This is a genomic window from Streptomyces sp. NPDC052773, from assembly GCF_044547145.1.
Classification (GTDB): Bacteria; Actinomycetota; Actinomycetes; order Streptomycetales; family Streptomycetaceae; genus Streptomyces.
Genome location: NZ_JBITZX010000003.1, coordinates 528,514 through 549,743, shown reverse-complemented (window position 1 = coordinate 549,743; position 21,230 = coordinate 528,514). Strand labels below are relative to the sequence as shown.

General features: G+C 73.8%; 16 protein-coding genes. 7 read left to right on the top strand and 9 right to left on the bottom strand.

Annotated features, from left to right (window positions below; translation table 11 throughout):
* Positions 1-105 precede the first annotated feature (105 nt).
* The 4 genes from ACIG0D_RS10445 to ACIG0D_RS10430 form a co-directional block, all read right to left on the bottom strand.
* Positions 106-1,233: an SIS domain-containing protein gene (locus ACIG0D_RS10445; protein ID WP_399798146.1), complete on the bottom strand. Its 1,128-nt coding sequence runs from the start codon at positions 1,231-1,233 to the stop codon at positions 106-108.
* Positions 1,234-1,385: 152 nt separating this feature from the next.
* Entirely contained in the window at positions 1,386-1,556 is a 171-nt protein-coding gene (locus ACIG0D_RS10440; RefSeq protein WP_356343069.1) for a Trm112 family protein, read from the bottom strand.
* Between the two features lie 1,054 nt (positions 1,557-2,610).
* Positions 2,611-3,975, bottom strand: a complete 1,365-nt coding sequence (locus tag ACIG0D_RS10435; protein ID WP_399798144.1) for a phosphomannomutase/phosphoglucomutase — start codon at positions 3,973-3,975, stop codon at positions 2,611-2,613.
* 239 nt (positions 3,976-4,214) lie between these two features.
* On the bottom strand, positions 4,215-4,637 hold the full coding sequence (locus ACIG0D_RS10430; protein ID WP_365766452.1) for a DUF3499 domain-containing protein: 423 nt from the start codon (positions 4,635-4,637) through the stop codon (positions 4,215-4,217).
* Positions 4,638-4,879: 242 nt separating this feature from the next.
* Between ACIG0D_RS10430 and ACIG0D_RS10425 the strand changes: the two genes are divergently transcribed.
* The gene (locus tag ACIG0D_RS10425; protein ID WP_365766453.1) at positions 4,880-5,329 is read left to right on the top strand and encodes a metallopeptidase family protein; all 450 of its coding nucleotides are present in this window, start codon (positions 4,880-4,882) and stop codon (positions 5,327-5,329) included.
* 135 nt (positions 5,330-5,464) lie between these two features.
* On the opposite strand, the gene ACIG0D_RS10420 is transcribed toward ACIG0D_RS10425, so the two are convergent.
* The 3 genes from ACIG0D_RS10420 to ACIG0D_RS10410 form a co-directional block, all read right to left on the bottom strand.
* The gene (locus ACIG0D_RS10420; protein ID WP_399798140.1) at positions 5,465-6,976 is read right to left on the bottom strand and encodes a DUF5719 family protein; all 1,512 of its coding nucleotides are present in this window, start codon (positions 6,974-6,976) and stop codon (positions 5,465-5,467) included.
* Positions 6,973-10,602, bottom strand: a complete 3,630-nt coding sequence (locus ACIG0D_RS10415) for a glycosyltransferase (protein ID WP_399798138.1) — start codon at positions 10,600-10,602, stop codon at positions 6,973-6,975. Before ACIG0D_RS10415 ends, ACIG0D_RS10420 begins: the two co-directional genes overlap by 4 nt.
* Before the next feature lie 182 nt (positions 10,603-10,784).
* Entirely contained in the window at positions 10,785-11,048 is a 264-nt protein-coding gene (locus tag ACIG0D_RS10410) for a WhiB family transcriptional regulator (RefSeq protein ID WP_003975777.1), read from the bottom strand.
* A 688-nt stretch (positions 11,049-11,736) separates the two neighbouring features.
* Between ACIG0D_RS10410 and ACIG0D_RS10405 the strand changes: the two genes are divergently transcribed.
* The 4 genes from ACIG0D_RS10405 (at position 11,737) to ACIG0D_RS10390 (ending at position 15,693) form a co-directional block, all read left to right on the top strand.
* Positions 11,737-12,231 (top strand): cysteine dioxygenase family protein, encoded by a 495-nt coding sequence (locus tag ACIG0D_RS10405; RefSeq protein WP_365766711.1) that lies wholly within the window; start codon positions 11,737-11,739, stop codon positions 12,229-12,231.
* Positions 12,232-12,302: 71 nt separating this feature from the next.
* Positions 12,303-13,262 (top strand): 2-phospho-L-lactate transferase, encoded by a 960-nt coding sequence (gene cofD / locus ACIG0D_RS10400; protein WP_399798135.1) that lies wholly within the window; start codon positions 12,303-12,305, stop codon positions 13,260-13,262.
* On the top strand, positions 13,259-14,623 hold the full coding sequence (locus tag ACIG0D_RS10395; RefSeq protein WP_399798133.1) for a coenzyme F420-0:L-glutamate ligase: 1,365 nt from the start codon (positions 13,259-13,261) through the stop codon (positions 14,621-14,623). Before cofD ends, ACIG0D_RS10395 begins: the two co-directional genes overlap by 4 nt.
* Positions 14,624-14,664: 41 nt before the next feature.
* Positions 14,665-15,693: a DNA-3-methyladenine glycosylase family protein gene (locus ACIG0D_RS10390; protein WP_399798130.1), complete on the top strand. Its 1,029-nt coding sequence runs from the start codon at positions 14,665-14,667 to the stop codon at positions 15,691-15,693.
* A 305-nt stretch (positions 15,694-15,998) separates the two neighbouring features.
* On the opposite strand, the gene ACIG0D_RS10385 is transcribed toward ACIG0D_RS10390, so the two are convergent.
* Positions 15,999-17,081 (bottom strand): sugar phosphate nucleotidyltransferase, encoded by a 1,083-nt coding sequence (locus ACIG0D_RS10385; protein WP_399798128.1) that lies wholly within the window; start codon positions 17,079-17,081, stop codon positions 15,999-16,001.
* A 143-nt stretch (positions 17,082-17,224) separates the two neighbouring features.
* Positions 17,225-18,685, bottom strand: coding sequence for a peptidoglycan recognition protein (locus ACIG0D_RS10380; RefSeq protein ID WP_399798125.1), 1,461 nt, complete (start codon positions 18,683-18,685; stop codon positions 17,225-17,227).
* A gap of 140 nt (positions 18,686-18,825) precedes the next feature.
* On the opposite strand from ACIG0D_RS10380, the gene ACIG0D_RS10375 reads away from it, so the two are divergent.
* Together ACIG0D_RS10375 and ACIG0D_RS10370 are read left to right on the top strand one after the other, a co-directional pair.
* Positions 18,826-19,584 (top strand): TIGR03089 family protein, encoded by a 759-nt coding sequence (locus ACIG0D_RS10375; RefSeq protein WP_399798123.1) that lies wholly within the window; start codon positions 18,826-18,828, stop codon positions 19,582-19,584.
* A 205-nt stretch (positions 19,585-19,789) separates the two neighbouring features.
* Positions 19,790-20,980, top strand: coding sequence for an LCP family protein (locus ACIG0D_RS10370; RefSeq protein ID WP_399798120.1), 1,191 nt, complete (start codon positions 19,790-19,792; stop codon positions 20,978-20,980).
* Positions 20,981-21,230: the final 250 nt, after the last annotated feature.

Sequence of the window (21,230 nt, the reverse complement as noted above, 5' to 3'; positions counted from 1 at the left end):
GGGGTTCTCTGGGTTCTTTCTGCCGTCGGACCCTCGGGGGGCGGGCGGCGTACGAGGTCCGTCCCGTGGGTCCGCGGCGGTCGGGTCAGGGTGTCCCGGGCAACGTCAGGGCCTCGAGGCGAGCGCCAGGTAAACGGCGGCGAAATCCGTGATGGCGATCAGTTCCGCGAGGGTCTCCAGTTCGCCGCCCGGCTCCGGCTCGAGTTCGCTGATCGGCGTGTCGTGGCTGAGGGCCAGGTCACGGGCCCCGGGGGCGGCGGTGAGGCCCGCGATCGGGCGGTCGCGGAGCAGGACCACGCGCGCGTGGAGGGCGGGTGGCTCCTCGACACGGTCGCGGAAGAAGTCGTCCGGGTTGGCGCGGGCCGCGAGGGGGCCGGCGAGCAGGGCGCTGTGCGCGGCGAGCGCCTCGGGCAGTTCGGCGACGACGGCCGGGGTGCCGGACAGCTCCGCGAGGGCGGCGGCGAAACGGCGGCCCGCGGGGCCCGCCGAGGTGCCCTCGGTCCAGATCACCGGGAGGGCGTCGGCCAGCTCGGCGGCGAGGGTCTTCGCCGGGTTGCTGTACGTGGCGATGGCCGGGCCGCAGCGTTCGGCGACGAGGTCGAGGCGGTCGGCGACCTTGTCCAGGGCCTCGGTGGAGGCACCGAGCAGGCCGATGCGGTCCAGGAGGGCGAGGAGGGGGGTGAGCAGGGCCCACAGGACGCCGGGGGCGGAGGCGGCGAGGGGTTCGTCCTGGTCGTACGGGGCCGTGGCCATCGGTACGAAGAGGCCGTGGGCGCCGGCGACGGCCTCGGCGAGCGGGGTGCTGGGCGGGGCTACGGCGACGACGGTGCAGCCGCGGCGGTAGGCCTGCTCGGCGAGGAGGGCGAGGCCGGGTTCGGTGCCGTCCGGGGTGGTGATCAGGAGCAGGTCCACGGAGCCGGCCCAGCCGGGGAGTTCCCAGCGGAGGGCGCCGGCGGCCGGGGCCACGCCGGTGGGGGCGAGGCGGGTGACGGGGCTGCCGGGGCCGGCGAGGGTGCCGAGGAGGTCGGCGGCGTGGGTCGCTGCGGCGCCCGGGCCGGCGATCAGGACCGCGCGGGGGCGGCCGTCGGGTTTCAGGCCGCCGACGCCGGCCTCGGCGGCGTGGCGGGCCGCGGTGCGGACGCGGGCGCCGGCCTCGGCGGCGCCGCGCAGCAGGCCGCGGTGGTCGGCCTCGGCCAAGGCCTCGGGGGTGTCGAGCAGCGATTCGTCGAGCATGGGCGGCAGCCTCCGGACGCCGGGTGGTGTGTGCGGGTTGACTGCGGTGCTGGGGGTGGTTCCGGGTGGCGAGGAGCCCCCGGGTCGCGCCGGGTGTCGGGGGCGCGCCGGGTGTCGGGCCTCGCGGGTCCGGGTGCTCCGGGGGTGCCGGGTTATGCCGGGCGGCGGGCCTCGTCGACGAGGAGGACGGGGATGCCGTCGCGGATGGGGTACGCCAGGCCGCAGTCCTGGCCGGTGCAGATCAGCTCGGTGTCCTGCTCCTTGAGGGGGGAGTGGCAGGCCGGGCAGGCGAGGATCTCCAGGAGGCCGGCTTCGAGCGGCATGGGGGGTCCCTTCTGGGGTGGGGCGGGTTGGTCTGGATCGGTCTGGGTTGGTCTGGATCGGTCTGGGGTGTGGGTGCGGCGAAGTGTGCGTGCGGTGCGCTTGCGCGGTGCTTCGCGTGCGGGGGCGCGGGTGCGCTCTATGGCTGAATGCTGTACGGCTGTTGGGCTTGGTGTGTGGATGTGCCTGGTCAGCGTACCGCCGTGGGGGGTGGTGTGCCGGGGTTGGGCGGGGTTGGTGGGGGTGGGCGTCGGGGAGGCTCGCCCCGCCGCCCCTACCCATTCCCATCCCCAGGGGCTCCGCCCCTTCGACCCCGCCAGGGGCTCCGCCCCTGGACCCCGGCGGGGGTGCACGCCGTGGGCGCCCGGCCCGGCTGGGTCTCCCGCCCCGGCGGCGGCTGCGCCCCCTGCACCCCGCAGGGGCTGCGAGCTGGGTTGCGCCCCCTCGGCCTCGGGGGCCATGGCGGGGGCTGCGCGCCCGGTATCCCGCGGGGGCTGCGTGGGCTGCGGCCCCGGGGCGGGCGGCTGGCTCCGCCCTTGGACCTCGGCGGGGCTGTGCGCCCTGCACCCAGCGGGGCTGCAACCTGGGGCGCGGCCCCTGGGCCCGGTGAGGGCTGCAGCCCTTGGCGCCGGCAGAGGCTGCGCCTGCCGACCTCGGCGGGGGCTGCGCCCCGGCACCCCACGGGGGCTGCGTGCTGGGCTGTGCCCCCTGGGGCCTCGGCGGGGGCTGCGATCTGAGCTGCGCCCCCGCGGCCCGAAAGGACTCCGCCCCTTCGACCCCGCCGGGGGCTCCGCCCCTGGACCCCAGCGGGGGCTCGCCCCCTGCACCCCGTCGGGATACGACCCCTGCACCGGCCACCTCGACAACCGGCCCGCCGCAGCCCCCGTCCGGCACGCCCGGACCCGGAGCCTGCAGTTCGGTGACCGTCCTGCCCAGCCCCGTCCAGCAGGCGTCGGCAGTTCGACGACCGCCTCGCCCCGTCGTCGCGATCCGACCCGCCCCGGGTCGAGGCCCAACCGCGGCGCGCTCTGAGTCACCTCGGCGCGAGCACGCGTCTCAGCCGCGGATGATCGTCAGTACCTCGTCGCGGATCTTCGTCATCGTCGCCTCGTCGCGGGCCTCGGCGTTGAGGCGGAGGAGGGGTTCGGTGTTGGAGGGGCGGACGTTGAACCACCAGTCGGGGGCGGTGACGGTGAGGCCGTCGAGTTCGTCGAGGGTGACGCCCTCCCGGGACTCGAAGGCCGACTTGAGGGCGGCGAGGCGCGCCGACTGGTCGTCGACGGTGGAGTTGATCTCGCCGGAGCCGGCATAGCGGTCGTACTGGGCGACCAGGCCGGACAGCGGGCCCTCCTGGCCGCCGAGGGCGGCGAGGACGTGGAGGGCGGCCAGCATGCCCGTGTCGGCGTTCCAGAAGTCGCGGAAGTAGTAGTGCGCGGAGTGCTCGCCGCCGAAGATCGCGCCGGTGCGCGCCATCTCCGCCTTGATGAAGGAGTGGCCGACACGGGTGCGGACCGGCGTGCCGCCGTTCTCCTTGACGACCTCCGGGACGGACCAGGAGGTGATCAGGTTGTGGATGATCGTGCCCTTGCCGCCGTTCCTGGCGAGTTCGCGGGAGGCGACCAGGGCGGTGATGGCGGACGGGGAGACCGGGTCGCCGTGCTCGTCGACCACGAAGCAGCGGTCGGCGTCGCCGTCGAAGGCGATGCCGAGGTCGGCGCCCTCCTCGCGGACCCGCTGCTGGAGGTCGACGATGTTCGCCGGGTCGAGGGGGTTCGCCTCGTGGTTCGGGAACGTGCCGTCCAGTTCGAAGTACATGGGGACGAGCGTCAGGGGCAGGCCCGCGAAGACCGTGGGGACCGTGTGGCCGCCCATGCCGTTGCCCGCGTCGACGACGACCTTCAGGGGGCGGATGGAGGTCAGGTCGACGAGCGAGCGGAGGTGGGCCGCGTAGTCCTCCAACGTGTCGCGCTGCGTGATCGTTCCCTGGGTCGCCGCCGGTTCCGGGGCGCCCGAGTCCACCCAGCGCTCGACGAGTTCGCGGATGTCGGCGAGGCCGGTGTCCTGGCCGACCGGGGCCGCGCCCGCGCGGCACATCTTGATGCCGTTGTACTGCGCGGGGTTGTGCGAGGCGGTGAACATCGCGCCGGGCAGGTTCAGCGCGCCCGAGGCGTAGTACAGCTGGTCGGTCGAGCACAGGCCGATCTCGGTGACGTCGACGCCCTGTGCCGCCGCGCCACGCGCGAACGCCCGGGACAGTCCAGGCGACGAGGGGCGCATGTCGTGGCCGATCACGATCGCGTCCGCGCCGGTCACCCGGGCGAACGCCGCCCCGAAGAGCTCGGCCAGCGACTCGTCCCACTGGTCGGGGACGACTCCGCGCACGTCGTACGCCTTCACGATCTGTGACAGATCAGCAGCCACGGCCAACCCTCCTGAAAGTCCTGTCGGTCACCACAAACTACCCGCCCACGCTGACACTCCACCGGGTGGTCCGGCGAGCGGACTTCCCGTCTTCATCGGATTCAGTGGGTTCAGTGGGTTCAGTGGGTTCAGTGGGTTCGTCGGGTCGCGGCGTTCGCCGGTGCGCGGCGACAGTGTCGGGTCGCGGCGACAGTCACGGCTGTGCCCGTGCGTCGATCAGGAGTCGTCGCTGCTGCGGCTCAGTTGTCCGGTGAACGCAGAACCCGCAGGTGGCCGCGACGGGCGACCTCCATCGGGTCCGCCGCGCGGCCCGCGCCGCCGGCCTGCGCCGCGCGCTCCTGGGGGCGGGCCGCCTCGCGGACGGCGTTCGCCAGCGCTTCCAGGTCGTCGCCGCTCGGGCGGGCGGGCGCCGAACCGTCGAGCAGCCGGACGACCTCCCAGCCGCGCGGGGCGGTGAGGCGCTCGGAGTGCTCGGCGCACAGGTCGTAGCAGTGGGGTTCGGCGTAGGTGGCGAGCGGGCCGAGGACCGCGGTCGAGTCGGCGTAGACGTACGTCAGCGTCGCGACGGCGGGTCGGCCGCAGGCGGTGCGCGAACAGCGACGTACAGGGCTCACGACGTTGGACGGTACCGCACTCTTGAGCGGGCCGCGACGACTCTCCATCAGGTCACTCCACCGTGTCGTGCTGTGAAACGCCCCACACACCCCTCTTGGCATACCCCACTGACCTGGGCAGATATGCACATTCCGCCCCCTGGGGAGGGCGTGAAGCGGTCATCAGTCGGTATAAACGCCGTCATTTGCCTCGCGCTCGTCGGTCTCGGAGAGATACAGAATCGAGCCCAACCTTGGCCGGAATGGTCATCCAGCGACACGCCGTCCGTGAGGACTACCCTTCACCAGTGATGGACAACCGAGTACCGCCCCGTGCCGCCGGCCCCGGGCCCCGCCGCCGTGATCGTCACGGCCGGGGCATGCGCGGCCCGATCGCGCCGCCGCAGGTTCCGCTCGCCGCGAGCCGCGCCGATGTGTTCGCGGATCTGGTGCAGGACTCCGTGGAGCGGCTGGAGCGGCGGTGGCCGCAGCTCGCCGACATCGACTTCCTCGTGCTCGAGGTGCCTCGGCTGGACGGCCCCGGGCAGGTGTGGAACGACGAGGCCGTTCCGCTCGGCGGGATCATCCCCGCGCGGGAGGGGCGGCGGGCCCGGGTGGTCGTCTACCGGCGGCCCGTCGAGATCCGGACCAAGGGGCGGGACGAGCGCGCAGCGCTGGTCCACGAGGTCGTCGTCGAACAGGTCGCGGAGCTGCTGGGGCTGACGCCGGAGACGGTGGATCCGCGGTACGGGGAGGACTGACGGCCGGGGATCCGCGGTACGGGAGGGCTGACGGACGGGGATCTGCGGTAGGGGGAGGGCTGAAGGGCGGGGATCCGCGGTGGGGGCGGGGCTGAGGCCTGGCGTCCGGCCGGGGTTTCCCAGCCCCGCCGCCCCCTACTCCTGGAGCACCGCGAGGTCCTCCTCCGTCTCCGGTACCGAAACCGTCCCCCGGTCGTCCGGGAGGGTCTGGATGGTGAAGGCCGGGACGCCGTCCTGGTCGGTGCCGAGGGTGCGGGCCGCGTGGACGGGGCCGCCGGAGAGCGGCTCCACGGTCAGCGCGTAGGTACCCTCGAGGCCGCTCGGGACCGGGACCTCGACGTTCTGGGTCGTGCCCGCCTTCAGGGTGTAGGTGCGGGAGACGGGGCTGCCGCCCTCGCTGCCCGCCGACGCCGTGACCTTGACCTTCGCCGACTCGGCGGGTGCGGTCAGGGACAGGGTCGTGCCCTTGGCCCCGTTGCCGGCCGCGCTCGCGCGGCTCTCCACCGCGCGGGTCGCCGGGACGAACGCCGACTCCTGCGCGGAGCCCTTGCCCCGCAGGACCCGCACGGCCGCCACCACGGGCACTTCCTCGTCCGTCGGAGTGAGGACCAGGGAACCCGCCTCGCCGCGCGTGACGTCGCCGAGGTCGATCGCGGTCGTCATGCCCGCCTTGACGTGCAGCGTCTCGTTCCCGGCCGGGGTGATCTCACCCGACGGGGAGGCGAGCCGCACCTTGAGGTCGGCGTCCGAGTCCCCGGGGGAGAACGCGACGAGCCGTACGGCGGTGGCGTCCTCGGGGATGCCCGGCAGCACCAGGCTGCCCGCCGGGTCCGCGGCGGCGGTCAGCCAGTCCCCGCCCAGCTTGTCGTCGAGCGCCTGGACCGCCGCGCCGACCCGCCCGCCGCGCACGGTCACATGCACGGTGAGGTTGGTCTGCTTCTCGGCGGTGAGCGTGGACAGCAGGATCGGCTCGGTGGAGTGCGGCGGGACCGTCATGCCCTCGCCCACCTCGCTCTCCAGCTCGCCCTCCTTGCCGTACAGCTCGATGTCGACGACGGCCGCGGAGTCGTCGGGGTTGGTCAGGTGGAGGTAGTCCGTACGGCCCTCCTCCGTGCTCGCGCCCGGGAACCAGAACTCGGTGTCCGGCACGGTGCAGCTGAGGCCCTGCAGGCCCCGCCCGGTGCCGGCCGTGACCTCGGTGGTCTGCTGCACGGTCCAGCCCGGCGCGTACGTCCCCTCGGCGCTGCCGGTCAGCGCGGGCGACTCGGCGCCGGAGGCCTCCCCCGTGGTCGGCTTGCCGGGCTCCCCAACCTCGAGGACGGGCTTTCCGGCCTTCTCCGTTTCCTCGGTTTCGTCGGCCTTGCCCCTCTCGCCGGTCTCCGTCGACTTCCGTTCCGCGGCGCGCAGTTCGGCCTTCCCCTTGCCCGTCGCACCCTTGGTCACGGGGGTGAAGGACGCGTACGACGTCTCGGCGAGGTCGGAGGAGCTGGGCGCCGGGCAGGCCAGGCTGGTGCGCTCGACGGGCAGTTGGGCGGCCGCGCGGGCGGTGTCGGTGCCGGACGCGTCGGGGGCGGTGAGCGAGGCGACCGCGGTGACGGCGGCGAGCGCGCTCGCCCCGGCGATCAGGGACAGGGTGGTGCGGTTCACTGCTGGCTCCCGTCGGAACGCTCACTGCCGTGCGGCTGCCGCGCCGGGTCGTACGGCGCGTCGTAACCCGCTTGGTACGTCGGGTCGTAGGCCTGTTCGTACGTCTGCTCGTACGTCTGGTCGTACGAGCCGGGCTGGGCCGGGCCGTCGTACGCGTACGGGTCGTACTGGCCGCTCTGGTAGGCGTCCGCCGGGTACGACTGGCCGTAGCCCTGGTACTGGTCGTAGGCGGGCTGTGCGGGGGGCGTGGTCTCCCAGTCGCCGTAGGGCTGCTGCTGGGGCGCCGGAGTCGCGGGGTCCTCCTGGGGAGGGGGCGGGACGGCGTCGGGGGCGGTGGTCTCGGACTCGGCCTGGGCGCGCAGCCGGCGGGCCCGGCGGCCCTCGCCCGCGACGGCCTGCGCGGGGACCGGGGGCTCGTCGGGGAGGTCGTCGTCGACGTCGCGACGGCGGCCGGGGAGGGCGAGGACCACGAGGACGACGGCGAGGGCGCCCTGGGCCCACAGCCAGGCGGTGTGGGTGAGCGGGGCGTCGTAGGTGACGTCGAGCCTGCCGCCGGTGGGGGGCAGCTCGAAGCCCTGGGCCCAGCCGTCGACCGTGGTGGGGGTGAGCGGCTTGCCGTCCAGGGTGGCGGTCCAGCCCTCGGCGGCCGCGTCGGCGAGGCGCAGGACGCGGCCCTGGGCGCCGGTCGGGATGGTGGTGTGGATCTCGACGGGTCCGGCGGCGACGGGCCGCGGGTCGCCGGAGCCGGAGGCCGGGACGATCACCGCGCGGGAGACCTCGTCGACCACCCGCCACAGGGCGCTGCCGTTCTGCTCGCTGAGCCGCATCAGGCCGGGCGTGGTGTCCAGCACGCGGCTGACCTCGCGCGGGGCGCCCTTGTGGACCAGGACGTACCGCACGGCGTAGGCGCCGAGTTGGTCGGCCTGGTCGGCGCCGGAGCCTGCGACGAGGTTGGCGACGACCTTGTCGAGCCGCTCGTTCGCGCCCTGGGCGGCGGCGAGTTCGGCGTCGCCGAGGCGGGCGCCGGAGCCGCGGACCAGGGTGTAGCGGACGTGCGCGGTGGAGTCGCTGTCGAGGACGAGGGTGCGGGCCTGGTCGCGGGTGCCGCTGTCCTCGGCGACGAACGCGGGCACCTGCGCGGGGTCGTCGCGGCGCTCCAGGGGACCGTCGGCGCCGCGGATCATCCAGCCGGCGGCGACGAGCAGGGGGCCCGCGGCGGAGGCGAAGGCGATCAGCGCGGCGACGGGCTGGCGCCAGCCGAAGCTCTGCTCGGCCACGCGTGCGCGTGCCCCGTCGGCGCCGAGGACGGCGGCGGCGAGGAGGGCCAGGCCGTAGACGAGGGTGGCGGGGCCGGCCCACGTGGAGCGGTTGGCGAGCACGGCGAAGACGAGGCCGGTCAGGGCGACCGCCCAGGCCGTCAGGATGGAGAACCGGCGCTCGGAGCGAAGGAGGGCGGCGAGCGCGGCGAGCACGACGCCGATGAGCATCAGCCCGCTGACCGTGCCGGAGCCGCCGGGGCTGGCGCCGAGCAGGTCGAGCCCGGAGGCGCTGGAGGCGCCGTACTCCAGGCCGGCCTCCCGGAAGAAGCCGAACGGCAGCAGCGACAGCGACCACGGGGCGAGGACCAGCAGGGGCGTGCCGAGCTGGGCCAGGAAGCGCAGGCCGTAGGCGGTGATGTCGGTGCGGCGGACGGCCAGCAGGGCGAGGCCGAGGACCAGGGCGACGGGCCAGACGATCGGGGTGAACGCGGTGGTGACCGTCAGCAGCAGGGCGTACGCCCAGGTGGCGCGCCAGCTGCCGCGGGCGCCGCCGGGGTGGCCGAGACCGCCGGCGGCGACGCCCGCGCGGGCGAGCAGCGGCAGCAGCACGGCAAGGACGGCGGTGCCGATCCGGCCGCCGGCGAGGGCGCCGGTGGCGGCGGGCAGGAAGGCGTAGACGACGGCGGCCCAGGCGCGCAGCAGCCGGGAGGTGACGAGCGGCCGGGAGGCGAAGTAGGCGGTGAGGCCGGCGAGCGGCACCGAGCAGACCAGCAGGACGGTGACGGCGAGGCCGGTGGAGCCGAACAGCACGGACGCCAGCAGGGCGACGAGTGCCAGGTAGGGCGGCGCGTCGGGGGTGCCGCCGGCGCCGACCGGGTGCCAGGCGTCGGTGTACCGCGACCACAGGTCGCCGGAGTCGGCGGGGGCGGGCAGCAGGGCGCCGCCCGCGAGGGCGCCGCCGCCGAGGAGGGCGCGGCAGGCGACGAGGGAGACGAGCAGCAGCACCAGGAAGAGCATCGGAGCCGGGTTGCGGGCGATGCGCTTGAGGCGGGCGAACTGTTCGATCTCCATGAAGTCGGCGTCGTCGCCGCCGGGTCCGGACTCGATGGCGCCGCCGTGCCGTCCGGCGCCGGAGGCGGTCTCGGAGTCGGAGCGGCCGACGACATTGCCGGCGACCTGTTCGACGGTGGCGCGGACGGTCGCGCCGGGCGGCGGGAACAGTGCGCGCAGTTCGGCCTTGTCGATCTGCGGTGTGCCGCGCCTGCGGCGTCCGGCGACGATCCGCTCGGGCCGCAGCAGCACGCCCATCAGGCCGCGGATCTCGTCGACGGCCTGTCCGGGGACCTTGCCGACGAGGTAGGCGACGGTCCTGACGAGGGTGCCGAGCACGAGCCGCAGCAGGACCCAGGGGAGCGCGGCGGTGCGGGTGTTGACGAGCAGGGTGTAGACGGCGCCGGCCTTGTCGACCTTGTGCGGGGAGGCGGTGGTGCGGCCCGCGCAGTCGACGGTGCGGCGTTCGCGGGAGGCGGCCTCGGCGTGCCGGACGACCGCGTCGGGGGCGACGAGGACGCGGTGGCCCGCGGCGTTGACGCGCCAGCACAGGTCGACGTCGTCGCGCATGAGCGGCAGCCGCCGGTCGAATCCGCCGAGTTGTTCGAAGACGTCGCGGCGGATGAGCATGCCGGCGGTGGACACGGAGAGCACGGACCGGATGTGGTCGTGCTGGCCCTGGTCCTGTTCGCGGCGGTCGAGGCCGGTCCAGCGGCGGCCGGAGTTGGCGATGGAGACGCCGACCTCCAGGAGCTGCCGTTTGTCGTACCAGCCGCGCAGCTTGGGGCCGACGACGGCCACGTCGTCGCGGCCCAGCTCCATCTCGTTCTCGACGACGCGCAGCAGCTGGGCCAGGGCGTCGGGTTCGGGGGCACAGTCGTCGTGCAGCAGCCACAGCCACTGGACGGGCTCGCCGTGCGGCAGCTCGGGGAGGTCGTAGGCGTCGTCGCGCCAGGTGCGGGTGGCGGGGTCCCAGCCGCTGGGCCGCTTGAGATACGGCAGGTCCTCGGGGGTGAGGTGCGGGGCGGTGCGGTGGGCTTCCTCGACGGCCTGGCCGAAGCCGGTGCGGCGGGCGAGGTGCAGCACCCGGTCGGGTCCGATGGCGTCGGTGATCAGCTGTGCGGAGTCGTCGGCGCTGCCGGTGTCGGCGGCCATGACGTACTGCACGGGGCGCTCCTGGCCGAGCAGCCCGGCGAGCGCGTCGGGCAGCCAGCGGGCGCCGTCGTGGGAGACGAGGACCGCCGTCACCACGTGACGCGGAAACTCGGGTGGGGCAGTGGCGTCTTGGCCGACTGCCGTGTGGCTGTGCACGGACATCGAGGTACGGGCCCCGGTTCGGTGGACTGCGGTGGACGCCTGTGCCCCGAGGGGGCAGCGGGGCGTCTCGGACGAGCGACCACACTATCGGCTGGGCATGACGACGGCCCGCCGCCTGTGGACAACCCAGCCGCGACGGGCCGTTCGCCCCTTCTGTCCGCTGGTGGCGCGGGGCCGTGGGGTCAGACGGCGGCCTTCTTCAGCCGGCGGCGCTCACGCTCGGACAGGCCGCCCCAGATGCCGAACCGCTCGTCGTTGGCGAGGGCGTACTCGAGGCACTCGGAGCGGACCTCGCAGGCGAGGCAGACCTTCTTGGCCTCGCGGGTGGAGCCGCCCTTCTCGGGAAAGAAGGACTCGGGGTCGGTCTGGGCGCACAGCGCGCGCTCCTGCCAGCCGAGTTCCTCGTCCGCGTCGTCGACCAGCAGTTGCTGCACCAGCTCGGTCATGTGCGCCCCTCGTCTGTTCTTTCCGCGTCCCCGTGATGTAGCCGTTACCGATCTCGGCTGAACGACACGAGTGAAATTACAAGTGTGCTGCTCCGGGCGAGTCAAGCCGAGATCTGCTATTGGGCCCCTTATTCACTCTGCGGAACCAAGGCCATGCGGAAAGTGTTCAAATCGGCATAAACCTTGACACAGGGACGGGGCCCGGGAGGGTCGCCGGCCCCGCACGGTCCTGTACGGAGGAAGACGCCCGCGTGTTCGATCCCGTTCCGACACGCCCGCCGAAGCGAACCGGATCACAGTCGGATCACGGGATCGCAACGGCGCTTGCGCGCCCGGTTGTGCGCCATGTGTCCCGGCGACCCCATGCACAAACCTTTCATCTGCCAGATGGCCCGGAAGAGGTGAACCGGGTCCCACATACCGGGCATCGAGTTGACAGTGGAGGTGTGAACCGCTGTCCTTGTGGGCATGCTCGCGAACTTGGCACTCACCTCGACCCGCACCGCCGGGTCCCACGGTGCTGCCCGGGCTCGCTGTAGCTGTTGCTGTCCCTGCTGTTGAGCCTTCCCTCGCTCCAGCCTCCGGCCAGGCCCCTCTTCTCACGGCCCAGGCCGCCGCGTTTCCACCTTCGCCCCCGCCCACGGGGCCACCCTCTGTTCGCTCCTTCCGCCAAGGAACCACCGCACCCATGAACAGCGACAGCGACCTCCAGATCGCCGGCGACATCCTCGAAGTACCGCACCTGCTCCAGGCCCGGCGAGAGCACCCGGCCACCGTCGCCGAGTTCGTCGGCCTGGCCCGCGCCATCGCCGCCGACCGCGCCCAGTGGGAACCCCTGGTGCGCTACGACGCCACCACCCGCTGGTACCACCGGCTGCGCACCGGGCCCGGCTACGAGGTCTGGCTGCTGTCCTGGGTGCCCGGGCAGGGCAGCGGGCTGCACGACCACGGCCCGTCCTCCGGAGTGCTGACCGTGCTGGACGGCACGCTGACCGAGCACACCCCGGGCGGCACGCGGGTGCTGGCGGCCGGGGCGCAGCGCGTGTTCGCCCCCGGTTACGCGCACGAGGTCGTCAACGACGCCCTGGAGCCCGCCGTCAGCCTGCACGTCTACTACCCGGGCCTCACCGAGATGCCGATGCACGGCACGGCCCGCTGCGCGGCGGCCACGCCGGTGGCCTGAACGCGTCCGTCGCGGCCCGGCTCGCCCCGACTCGCCGACACGTTGTCAGACCCGCCTGACAGACTTGCCCCATGCGCATTGTGGTTCTGGCAGGCGGTATCGGCGGTGCCCGGTTCCTGCGCGGTCTGAAGCGGGCCGTGCCGGAAGCGGACATCACCGTCATCGGCAACACCGGGGACGACATCCACCTCTTCGGGCTGAAGGTCTGCCCGGACCTCGACACGGTGATGTACACGCTCGGCGGCGGTATCAACGAGGAGCAGGGCTGGGGCAGGGCCGACGAGACCTTCCATCTGAAAGAGGAGCTGGCGGCGTACGGCGTCGGCCCCGAGTGGTTCGGGCTGGGCGACCGGGACTTCGCCACGCACATCGTGCGGACCCAGATGATCGGCGCCGGATATCCGCTCAGCGCGGTGACCGAGGCGCTGTGCGACCGCTGGCAGCCCGGCGTGCGCCTGATCCCCATGACCGACGACCGCGTGGAGACCCATGTCGCCGTCGAGCTGGACGGCGAGCGCAAGGCGATCCACTTCCAGGAGTACTGGGTGCGGCTGCGCGCCTCCGTCCCCGCGGAGGCGATCGTGCCCGTCGGCGCCGAGCAGGCCAAGCCGGCGCCCGGCGTCCTGGAGGCGATCGCCGAGGCCGACGTCATCCTCTTCCCGCCGTCCAACCCCGTCGTGTCGGTCGGCACCATCCTCGCCGTGCCCGGCATCCGCGAGGCCATCGCCGACGCCGGGGTGCCGGTGGTGGGCCTCTCCCCCATCGTCGGCGACGCGCCGGTGCGCGGCATGGCCGACAAGGTGCTGGCCGCGGTCGGCGTCGAGTCCACGGCCGCCGCGGTCGCCGAGCACTACGGCTCCGGGCTGCTCGACGGCTGGCTGGTCGACACCGTCGACGCGGGCTCCGTCGCGCGCGTGGAGGCCGCCGGGATCCGCTGCAAGGCGGTCCCGCTGATGATGACCGACATCGAGGCGACCGCGCGGATGGCCCGGGAGGCGCTGGCCCTGGCGGAGGAGGTGCGGGGGGCGTGACCACCGAGCCCGCCGACCGGCCCGCCGCTCCCCGCGCTCCCGGCGTCCCGCCCGGCAACGCCCCGTCCTACCGCGTCTGGGCCGTGCCCGGCATCCCCGAGGTCGGGCCAGGCGACGACATCGCCAAGCTGATCGCGGCGGCCGAACCGGGGCTGGCCGACGGGGACATCGTCCTGGTCACCTCCAAGATCGTGTCCAAGGCGGAGGGACGGATCGTCGAGGCGGCGGACCGCGAGGCCGCGATCGACGCGGAGACCGTCCGCGTGGTGGCCCGGCGCGGCACGCTGCGCATCGTGGAGAACCGGCAGGGCCTGGTGATGGCCGCCGCCGGGGTCGACGCCTCGAACACCCCCGCCGGCACCGTGCTCCTGCTGCCCGAGGACCCGGACGCCTCCGCCCGCGCGATCCGCGCCGGGCTGCGCGAGATCCTCGGCGTCACCGTCGGCGTCGTGATCACCGACACCTTCGGGCGGCCCTGGCGCTCGGGCCTCACGGACGTCGCGATCGGCGCCGCGGGCGTGCGGGTGCTGGACGATCTGCGCGGCGGCACGGACGCGTACGGCAATCCGCTCAGCGCCACCGTCGTCGCCACCGCCGACGAGCTGGCCGCCGCCGGTGACCTGGTCAAGGGCAAGGCGGCCGGGCGGCCCGTCGCGGTGGTGCGCGGCCTGCCGCACACGGTGACCGGCCCCGAGGACGACGACGGGGGCGCCCGGGCCCTGGTGCGCGGCGCGCGCGACGACATGTTCCGCCTCGGCACGTCGGAGGCGGTCCGCGAGGCGGTCACCCAGCGGCGTACGGTCCGCTCCTTCACGGACCAGCCCGTCGACCCGGGGGCGGTACGCCGCGCCGTGGCCGCCGCGGTGACGGCGCCCGCGCCGCACCACACCACGCCCTGGCGGTTCGTCCTGCTGGAGTCCGCGGAGTCTCGCACCCGGCTGCTGGACGCGATGCGAGAGGCGTGGATCGCGGATCTGCGCCGGGACGGCAAGAGCGAGGAGTCCATCGCCAAGCGGGTGCGGCGCGGGGACGTGCTGCGCAACGCGCCGTATCTCGTCGTGCCGTGCCTCGTCATGGACGGCTCGCACACCTACGGGGACGCGCGGCGCGACGGGGCGGAGCGGGAGATGTTCGTCGTCGCCGCCGGGGCGGGTGTGCAGAACTTCCTCGTCGCCCTGGCCGGGGAGCGGCTCGGCTCGGCGTGGGTGTCGTCGACGATGTTCTGCCGGGACGTCGTCCGTGACGTACTGCGGCTGCCGGAGGACTGGGATCCGATGGGTGCCGTGGCGGTCGGCCACCCCGCGGAGGAGCCGAGACCTCGCCCTGAACGGGACGCGGCGGCCTTCATCGAGGTGCGGTGACCGTAGGCTCGTAGGGTCTTCTCCCCTTAAGGACCTCACCCGTGGCTGGACGCTTCGCTCCCCGACCCACACTCCCCCACAGCCTCAAGGGCGTGGGAGGGACCCCCGTGCGCGGCGGGCACGTCCCGGCGTCCCGAGGCGTGCCGCGGCCGTCGGCCGGGCCCGGGCGGGTGCGGGCCTACGTGCCGGACGGCCCGCTGGATCTCGGGCTGGTCCTGGGGCCGCTGCGGCGCGGCCCCGGCGACCCCACGTTCCGGGCGGCCCGGGACGGCTCCTTCTGGCGGACCAGCCGGACCCCGCAGGGCCCCGGGACCCTGCGGGTGACCGCGCGCGGCGCGGAGGTACGCGGTGAGGCGTGGGGGCCGGGCGCCGAGTGGCTGCTCGACCGGTTGCCGGACCTGCTGGGCGCGGCGGACGATCCGTCGGCGTTCACGCCACGGCACCGGCTGGTGGCGCTCACCCGGCATCGGCGGCCCGGGCTGCGGCTGACCCGTACAGGGCTGGTGATGGAGTCCCTGATCCCGTCGATCCTGGAGCAGAAGGTCACCACCGACGAGGCCTACCGGGCGTGGCGGTTGCTCGTCCGCAAGTTCGGCGAGCCCGCGCCCGGGCCCGCGCCCGAGGGGATGGCCGTGATGCCGGAGCCCCGGACCTGGGCGCTGATCCCCTCCTGGGAGTGGCACCGGGCCGGGGTCGACAACAAGCGGGCGTCCACGATCCTGCGGGCCGTACGGGTCGCGGCGCGGCTGGAGGAAGCCGTGCGGATGGATCCGGTGGCGGCGCGGGCGCGGCTGGAGGTCGTACCCGGTATCGGGCCGTGGACCTCCGCGGAGACGGTGCAGCGCAGCCATGGGGCGGCGGACGAGGTGACCGTCGGGGACGTGCATCTGCCGGGGATCGTCGGGTGGGCGCTGGCCGGGGACCGGGATGCGGACGACGCGGAGATGCTGCGGCTGCTGGAGCCGTACGCGGGTCAGCGGCACCGGGCTGCCCGCCTGATCCTGCTCAGCGGGAGGGTGCCGCCGCGGAGGACTCCGAAGATGCCGGTGTGGGACATCGGGCAGCTGTAACCGGGCCCCGCGGTTGTGGCCGGCCGGGGGTGGGGAGCGCAGCCCGGCGGAACGGGGCGCCTCCCCCAAGCTCTTCGAGCAGGGGGTACCCCCAGCGCCCACCCGTGCCGCCCCAGCGGCACGACTGCCCGCAGCTACGTGGGGAGCGGCCACCGCCCCACCCGCGCAGGCCGCCGCAGGCACCCCCGCCAGGCCACCGCACGCCGCCGCAGGCACCCCGCCACGCCGCCGCAGACCGCCGCAGCATCCCCGCCAGGCCGCCGCAGGCCACCGCACGCCGCCGCAGGCACCCCGCCCGCTCCGGCCTACTGGTCGGAGGAGAAGCGCACCGCCCCCGCCGGAATCCGGGCGTCGCACCACACTCGCATGCCGTCGCGGAGTTCGTTGTCGGCTCCGATGACGGCGCCGTCGCCGATGACGGTGCCGCTGAGGATGGAGCGTTCGCCCACGCGGGCGCGGGTGCCGATGAGGGAGTCGGTGATGACGGCGCCGGGCTCGATGACCGCGCCGGGCAGGATCGTCGAGCCGAAGACCCGCGCGCCCTCCGCCACGAACGCGCCCTCGCCCACCACCGTGCCGCCCGCGAGCTTCGCGTCCGGCGCCACTCTCGCCGTGGGCAGGATCAGCCGGTCCCCGCAGCGCCCCGGCACCGCCGGCGACGGCGCGCGGCCGAGGACGAGGTCCGCCGAGCCGCGGACGAACGCCGCGGGCGTGCCCAGGTCCAGCCAGTAGGTGGAGTCGACCATGCCCTGGAGGTGGGCTCCGGCCGACAGCAGGTCGGGGAAGGTCTCGCGTTCCACCGACACCGGCCGCCCCTGCGGAATCGTGTCGATCACCGACCGGCGGAAGACGTACGCCCCCGCGTTGATCTGGTCGGTGACGATCTCCTCGGGAGTCTGCGGCTTCTCCAGGAAGGCCTGCACCCGCCCGGTCTCGTCGGTCGGAACCAGCCCGTACGCCCTGGGGTCCGTCACCTTCGTCAGATGCAGCGAGACATCCGCGCCGGTGGTCTCGTGCGTCCGCACCAGCGCCCGGATGTCCAGCCCCGTCAGGATGTCCCCGTTGAAGACCAGGACCGGTTCGTCCGGCCCCGAGTGCAGCCGCGACGCCACGTTGCGGATCGCACCGCCCGTGCCGAGCGGCTCCTCCTCCGTGACGTACTCGATGTGCAGCCCCAGCGACGAGCCGTCACCGAAGTACGGCTCGAAGACCTCCGCCAGATAGGACGTCGCGAGCACGATGTGCTCGACCCCCGCCGCCCTCGCCCGCGCCAGCTGGTGCGTGAGGAACGGCACCCCCGCCGCCCTGACCATGGGCTTGGGCGTGTGCACCGTGAGCGGGCGCAGCCGGGTGCCCTTGCCGCCGACCAGGAGGATCGCTTCTGTCACCTGTCGTCTCTGCTTCCTGCCGGGACCGGCCGAACTGTCTTTCGGCCGGCCAGTGTATGCAGACCGTCGTCCGGCAGCTCCGACGGCGTGCGGCGTCGCGCAGCGTCCTCATTCCCCCGCCCCCCTCGCCGCCCCGCCGCCGGCTATTCGCGTCCCTGGTAGTAGGCCGCGTAGCCGCGCACCGAGCCGAGCTTGCCGTAGAGCTTCCGCCCCGGGCATTCCGTGGGAAACCCGTCGCGGTGCCCGGAGATTACATTCAGTCGTACGTTCTTACCTTTTGCGTAGAGATTGCCACCGCCGGACTTCAGATACGTCTTGCCACGCGGATTGGCCCCGTGCAGACCCAGCTTCCACGCCGTCAGCCGGCCCAGCGCCTTCACCGTGGCCTTGGTGGGCTTGGCCGAGCTGAACGTGCCGAGCACGGCGATCCCCATGCTGTTGCTGTTGAAACCGAGAGTGTGCGCGCCCATGACGGGCTTCGCCACACCCCCCGCCCGGCCCTCGTAGATGTTTCCGCACTTGTCGACGACGAAGTTGTAGCCGATGTCCCGCCAGCCCATGCTCTTCACGTGGTAGCGGTAGATACCGCGAATGACGGAGGGTGCCTGGGAACAGGTGTAGCCGTTGCCGGTGGCGGAGTGGTGCACGAAGGCCGCCTTCACCTTCTTGGTGTAGATGAACGTCTTCTCGCGCAGCGACTCGTCCGCGCCCCAGCCACGGCGGGTGACGATGGCCGGACGCGGCCCGATCTTCGGCTTCGCCCGCTGGTCCGCCGTCAGTTCCGCGGCGCCCAGGGCCGACAGCGTCGACAGCTCCCGCTCGGTCGCCCCCCGGTCGAGCGCCGGGATCTCGGTGGCGCCGAGCGGGGCGAGCACGGCGTTGGGTTCGGAGGCGGCGACGGTCTCGGGGGTCAGCGTGCCCAGGCGGGAGGACGCGGCGGGGGCGCCCTGGGTGGGGGTGTCGTCGGAGCCGCCGGGGTCGATGAGTTCGAGGCGGAGCCCGGCCGGAAGGGCGGCCCGGGAGGCAAGCCCGCGGTCACCGTCCTGCGATGACGACGTGTCGTACGCCGGCTCCTCCTCCACCACCCCCTGCCCCTGCTCCTGCCCTTGCGAGGGCGCGTGCGCGGCCTCCGCCGGTACGGCCCGGACCCGTACCTCCACACCGTCCGACTCCCCCACCCACAGCGGGGCGGTGGCGCCGCGGACCCGGCCGGAGGCGCGCTCCTCGGTGCCGAGGTCGGCCGCATGGTCGGCGTTGTGGGTCTCGACGTCCTGCCAGTCGGACCAGGTGCCGGTGGAGGCGGTGCGGGTCCGGACCTCGACCTGGCCGTGCAGTTCGGCGTCCGGGTCGTCCCAGACGACGCCGACCATCGAGAAGTGCCGTACGTCACGGCGCGGCAGGCCCTGGACGGTGGCGGAGCCGAGGGAGCGGTCGTCGGTGAGCGGGACGAGGGGCAGCGACTGGGTGCTGCCCGGGATCCCCGGCGACTGGGCTTCCTCGGCCACACCCGGTCTCGCTGTCGCCGGTGCCGCGGGCAGGGTCAGCGGGAGGGCCAGGGCGGCCGCGCAGGTGACGCTTATGGAGCAAGCAAGGAATCCATGCATGCTCCCGATCCTGGACATAGTCAGACAACTCTGTCCATCCGGGAATTGACGCCTTCTCACGGGCGACGGGGCCGCGGTTCGCCCGATCCGGTGGTGCAGCCACTCGATGCCCGGCCGGGCGCCCGCGTACGCTTGCGCGGGTGACTGCCACCGATCGCACCCCTGCCGACCTGCTGCGTTCCGCACTGGCCGCGGACCCCGCGCGGCCCCTGGTGACCTTCTACGACGACGCCACCGGCGAGCGCGTCGAACTGTCCGTCGCCACCTTCGCCAATTGGGTGGCCAAGACCGCGAACCTCCTCCAGGACGAGTGGTCCGCCGAACCCGGCGACCGGGTCGCGCTGCTGCTGCCCGCGCACTGGCAGACGGCGGTGTGGCTGCTGGCGTGCGCGTCGGTGGGCGTGATCGCGGACGTGGAGGGCGATCCGGCGCGGGCGGACCACGTCGTGGCCGGCCCCGGCCGGTTCGACGCGGGGCTGGCCTGCGACGGGGACCGTTACGCGCTGTCGCTGGAGCCGCTGGGGCGGCGCTTCATCCCCTCGCCGCCCGCCGGGTACGCCGACTACGCCGTCGACGTGCCGAGCCACGGGGACCGGTTCACGCCGTACGCGCCGGTCGACCCGGAGGCGCCGGCGCTGATCGTGGCCGGGGCGGAGTTCACCGGCGCCGAGGTCGTGGAGCGGGCCCGCGCGGACGCGCCCGGGCTGGGACTGATCGGCCCCGGTTCGCGGATCCTCGCCGCGCTGCCGTACGACACCTGGGAGGGGCTGAGCGCGGGCCTGTTCGCGCCGCTGGCGTCCGGGGGGTCCGTGGTGCTGTGCCGGAACCTGGACCGGCTGGGCGAGGAGGCCCTGGCCAAGCGGATCGAGAGCGAGCGGGTGACGGCCGTGTCCCGGTAGGGCGATCGGCACTGCGGCGTAGGGCGATCGGCACTGCGGCGCGGCGCACGGCACCGCGCCGCACCCACCCCTACGCCACCCCACCCCCCTCCCGCCCTTCACCCGTTCAGCCCACCCCCACCCCCCACCCGCACCCCATCCACGCCATCGTCGTAGGAGCAGTGCAGGACGTCACGCTCGTACGCCATGAGGGGTGGACACAGTCGTGAGCGACACCGCAGGCACGCCGACCGGGCGCACCGGGCGGGCCCTCGGGCCGGGCCTCGGGGTGTCGGCTTCCGGCATCGGGCTGATACGCCGGCGCAGGAGGCGCTGGATACGCGTCGGGACCCTGGGCGTCACCGCCGTCGTGGCGGTGGCCGTGGGAACCGCCTCGGCCCTCTACGCCAAGCTCGACGGGAACATCACGCCCGACGAGGCGGCGGCGGCCGAACTCGCCCGCTACGAGAAGGAGCGGCCCACCGCGCTGGCCAAAGGCGCGCGGAACATCCTGCTCATCGGTTCGGACTCGCGTGCGGGCGCGGGCAACGGCCGCTACGGGCGGGACCGGGGCACCGCGCGCTCGGACACCATGATCCTGCTGCATCTGGCCGCGGGCCGCCGCAGTGCCACCGCCGTCTCCATACCCCGCGATCTGATGGTCGACGTCCCCGCCTGTCTGCGCCGGGACGGCACCCGCGCGGAGCCGATGTTCGCGATGGTCAACTACGCGTTCGAGACCGGCGGTTCGGCCTGCGCCATCCGGACCCTGGAGCAGCTGACCGGGATTCGCATCGACCATCACGTCGTCGTCGACTTCACCGGGTTCAAGAGGATGGTCGACGCTGTCGACGGCGTACAGATCTGCCTCAAGAAGGCCATTCACGACAAAGCCGCCAAACTCCGCCTCCCCGCCGGGACGGTGATCCTCAACGGCGAACAGGCCCTCGGCTACGTCCGCGCCCGCAAATCCCTCGGCGACGGCAGCGACACCGACCGCATGGACCGCCAGCAGCGCTTCCTCGCCGCCCTGGTCAACAAGGTGCGCAGCAATGACGTCCTGCTGAACCCGGCGAAGCTCTACCCCGTGCTCGACGCGGCGACCTCCGCCCTCACCACCGACCCGGGGCTGGCCAGTCTGCGCAATTTGTACGAACTCGTCCGCGGGCTGCGCGACATTCCCACGGAACGTGTGCAGTTCCTGACGGTTCCGAGAGAGTCGTACGTCTACAACGCCAACCGGGACCAGCTCGTGGAGCCGGAGGCGGAGCGCCTGTTCGAGCGGCTGCGCACGGACCGCCCCGTGGAGGTGACGCCGGATTCCGGGCGCGGCAACGGCTCCCAGGAGCCCGCGGCCCGCGTCTCCCCGGCGCCGACCTTCCGAGGGAACACGGCGGCCGACGACGACTGCCGGTAAAGCGTGCACCAAGCCGGCACCAAGACGGCGAACCTCACTTCAAGGAAATGCGCCGGATTGCCCAGTTGTAGGGACGTGGAATTTGTCACCGCCGTCGCTTGACGCTGAACTGGGCGGATAGTGTGAGCGATCCGGTGCACCCGGCTCCACGGCCACCAGTCCGTCCAGGGGTCGCGCACTGTATGTACGAGACCCGAGCGCCTCGGAGGGGGAAGGCGCCGCGTGGCCCCGACGGAGGATTCAGGCAACC

Excerpts from the sequence above, each read along its gene's own strand:
- ACIG0D_RS10425 (WP_365766453.1), top strand. The coding sequence starts at position 4,880 with ATGGACAACCGAGTACCGCCCCGTGCCGCCGGCCCCGGGCCCCGCCGC.
- ACIG0D_RS10430 (WP_365766452.1), bottom strand. The coding sequence starts at position 4,637 with ATGGAGAGTCGTCGCGGCCCGCTCAAGAGTGCGGTACCGTCCAACGTC.
- ACIG0D_RS10440 (WP_356343069.1), bottom strand. The coding sequence starts at position 1,556 with ATGCCGCTCGAAGCCGGCCTCCTGGAGATCCTCGCCTGCCCGGCCTGC.
- ACIG0D_RS10405 (WP_365766711.1), top strand. The coding sequence starts at position 11,737 with ATGAACAGCGACAGCGACCTCCAGATCGCCGGCGACATCCTCGAAGTA.
- cofD (WP_399798135.1), top strand. The coding sequence starts at position 12,303 with ATGCGCATTGTGGTTCTGGCAGGCGGTATCGGCGGTGCCCGGTTCCTG.
- ACIG0D_RS10415 (WP_399798138.1), bottom strand. The coding sequence starts at position 10,602 with ATGTCCGTGCACAGCCACACGGCAGTCGGCCAAGACGCCACTGCCCCA.
- ACIG0D_RS10380 (WP_399798125.1), bottom strand. The coding sequence starts at position 18,685 with ATGCATGGATTCCTTGCTTGCTCCATAAGCGTCACCTGCGCGGCCGCC.
- ACIG0D_RS10410 (WP_003975777.1), bottom strand. The coding sequence starts at position 11,048 with ATGACCGAGCTGGTGCAGCAACTGCTGGTCGACGACGCGGACGAGGAA.
- ACIG0D_RS10445 (WP_399798146.1), bottom strand. The coding sequence starts at position 1,233 with ATGCTCGACGAATCGCTGCTCGACACCCCCGAGGCCTTGGCCGAGGCC.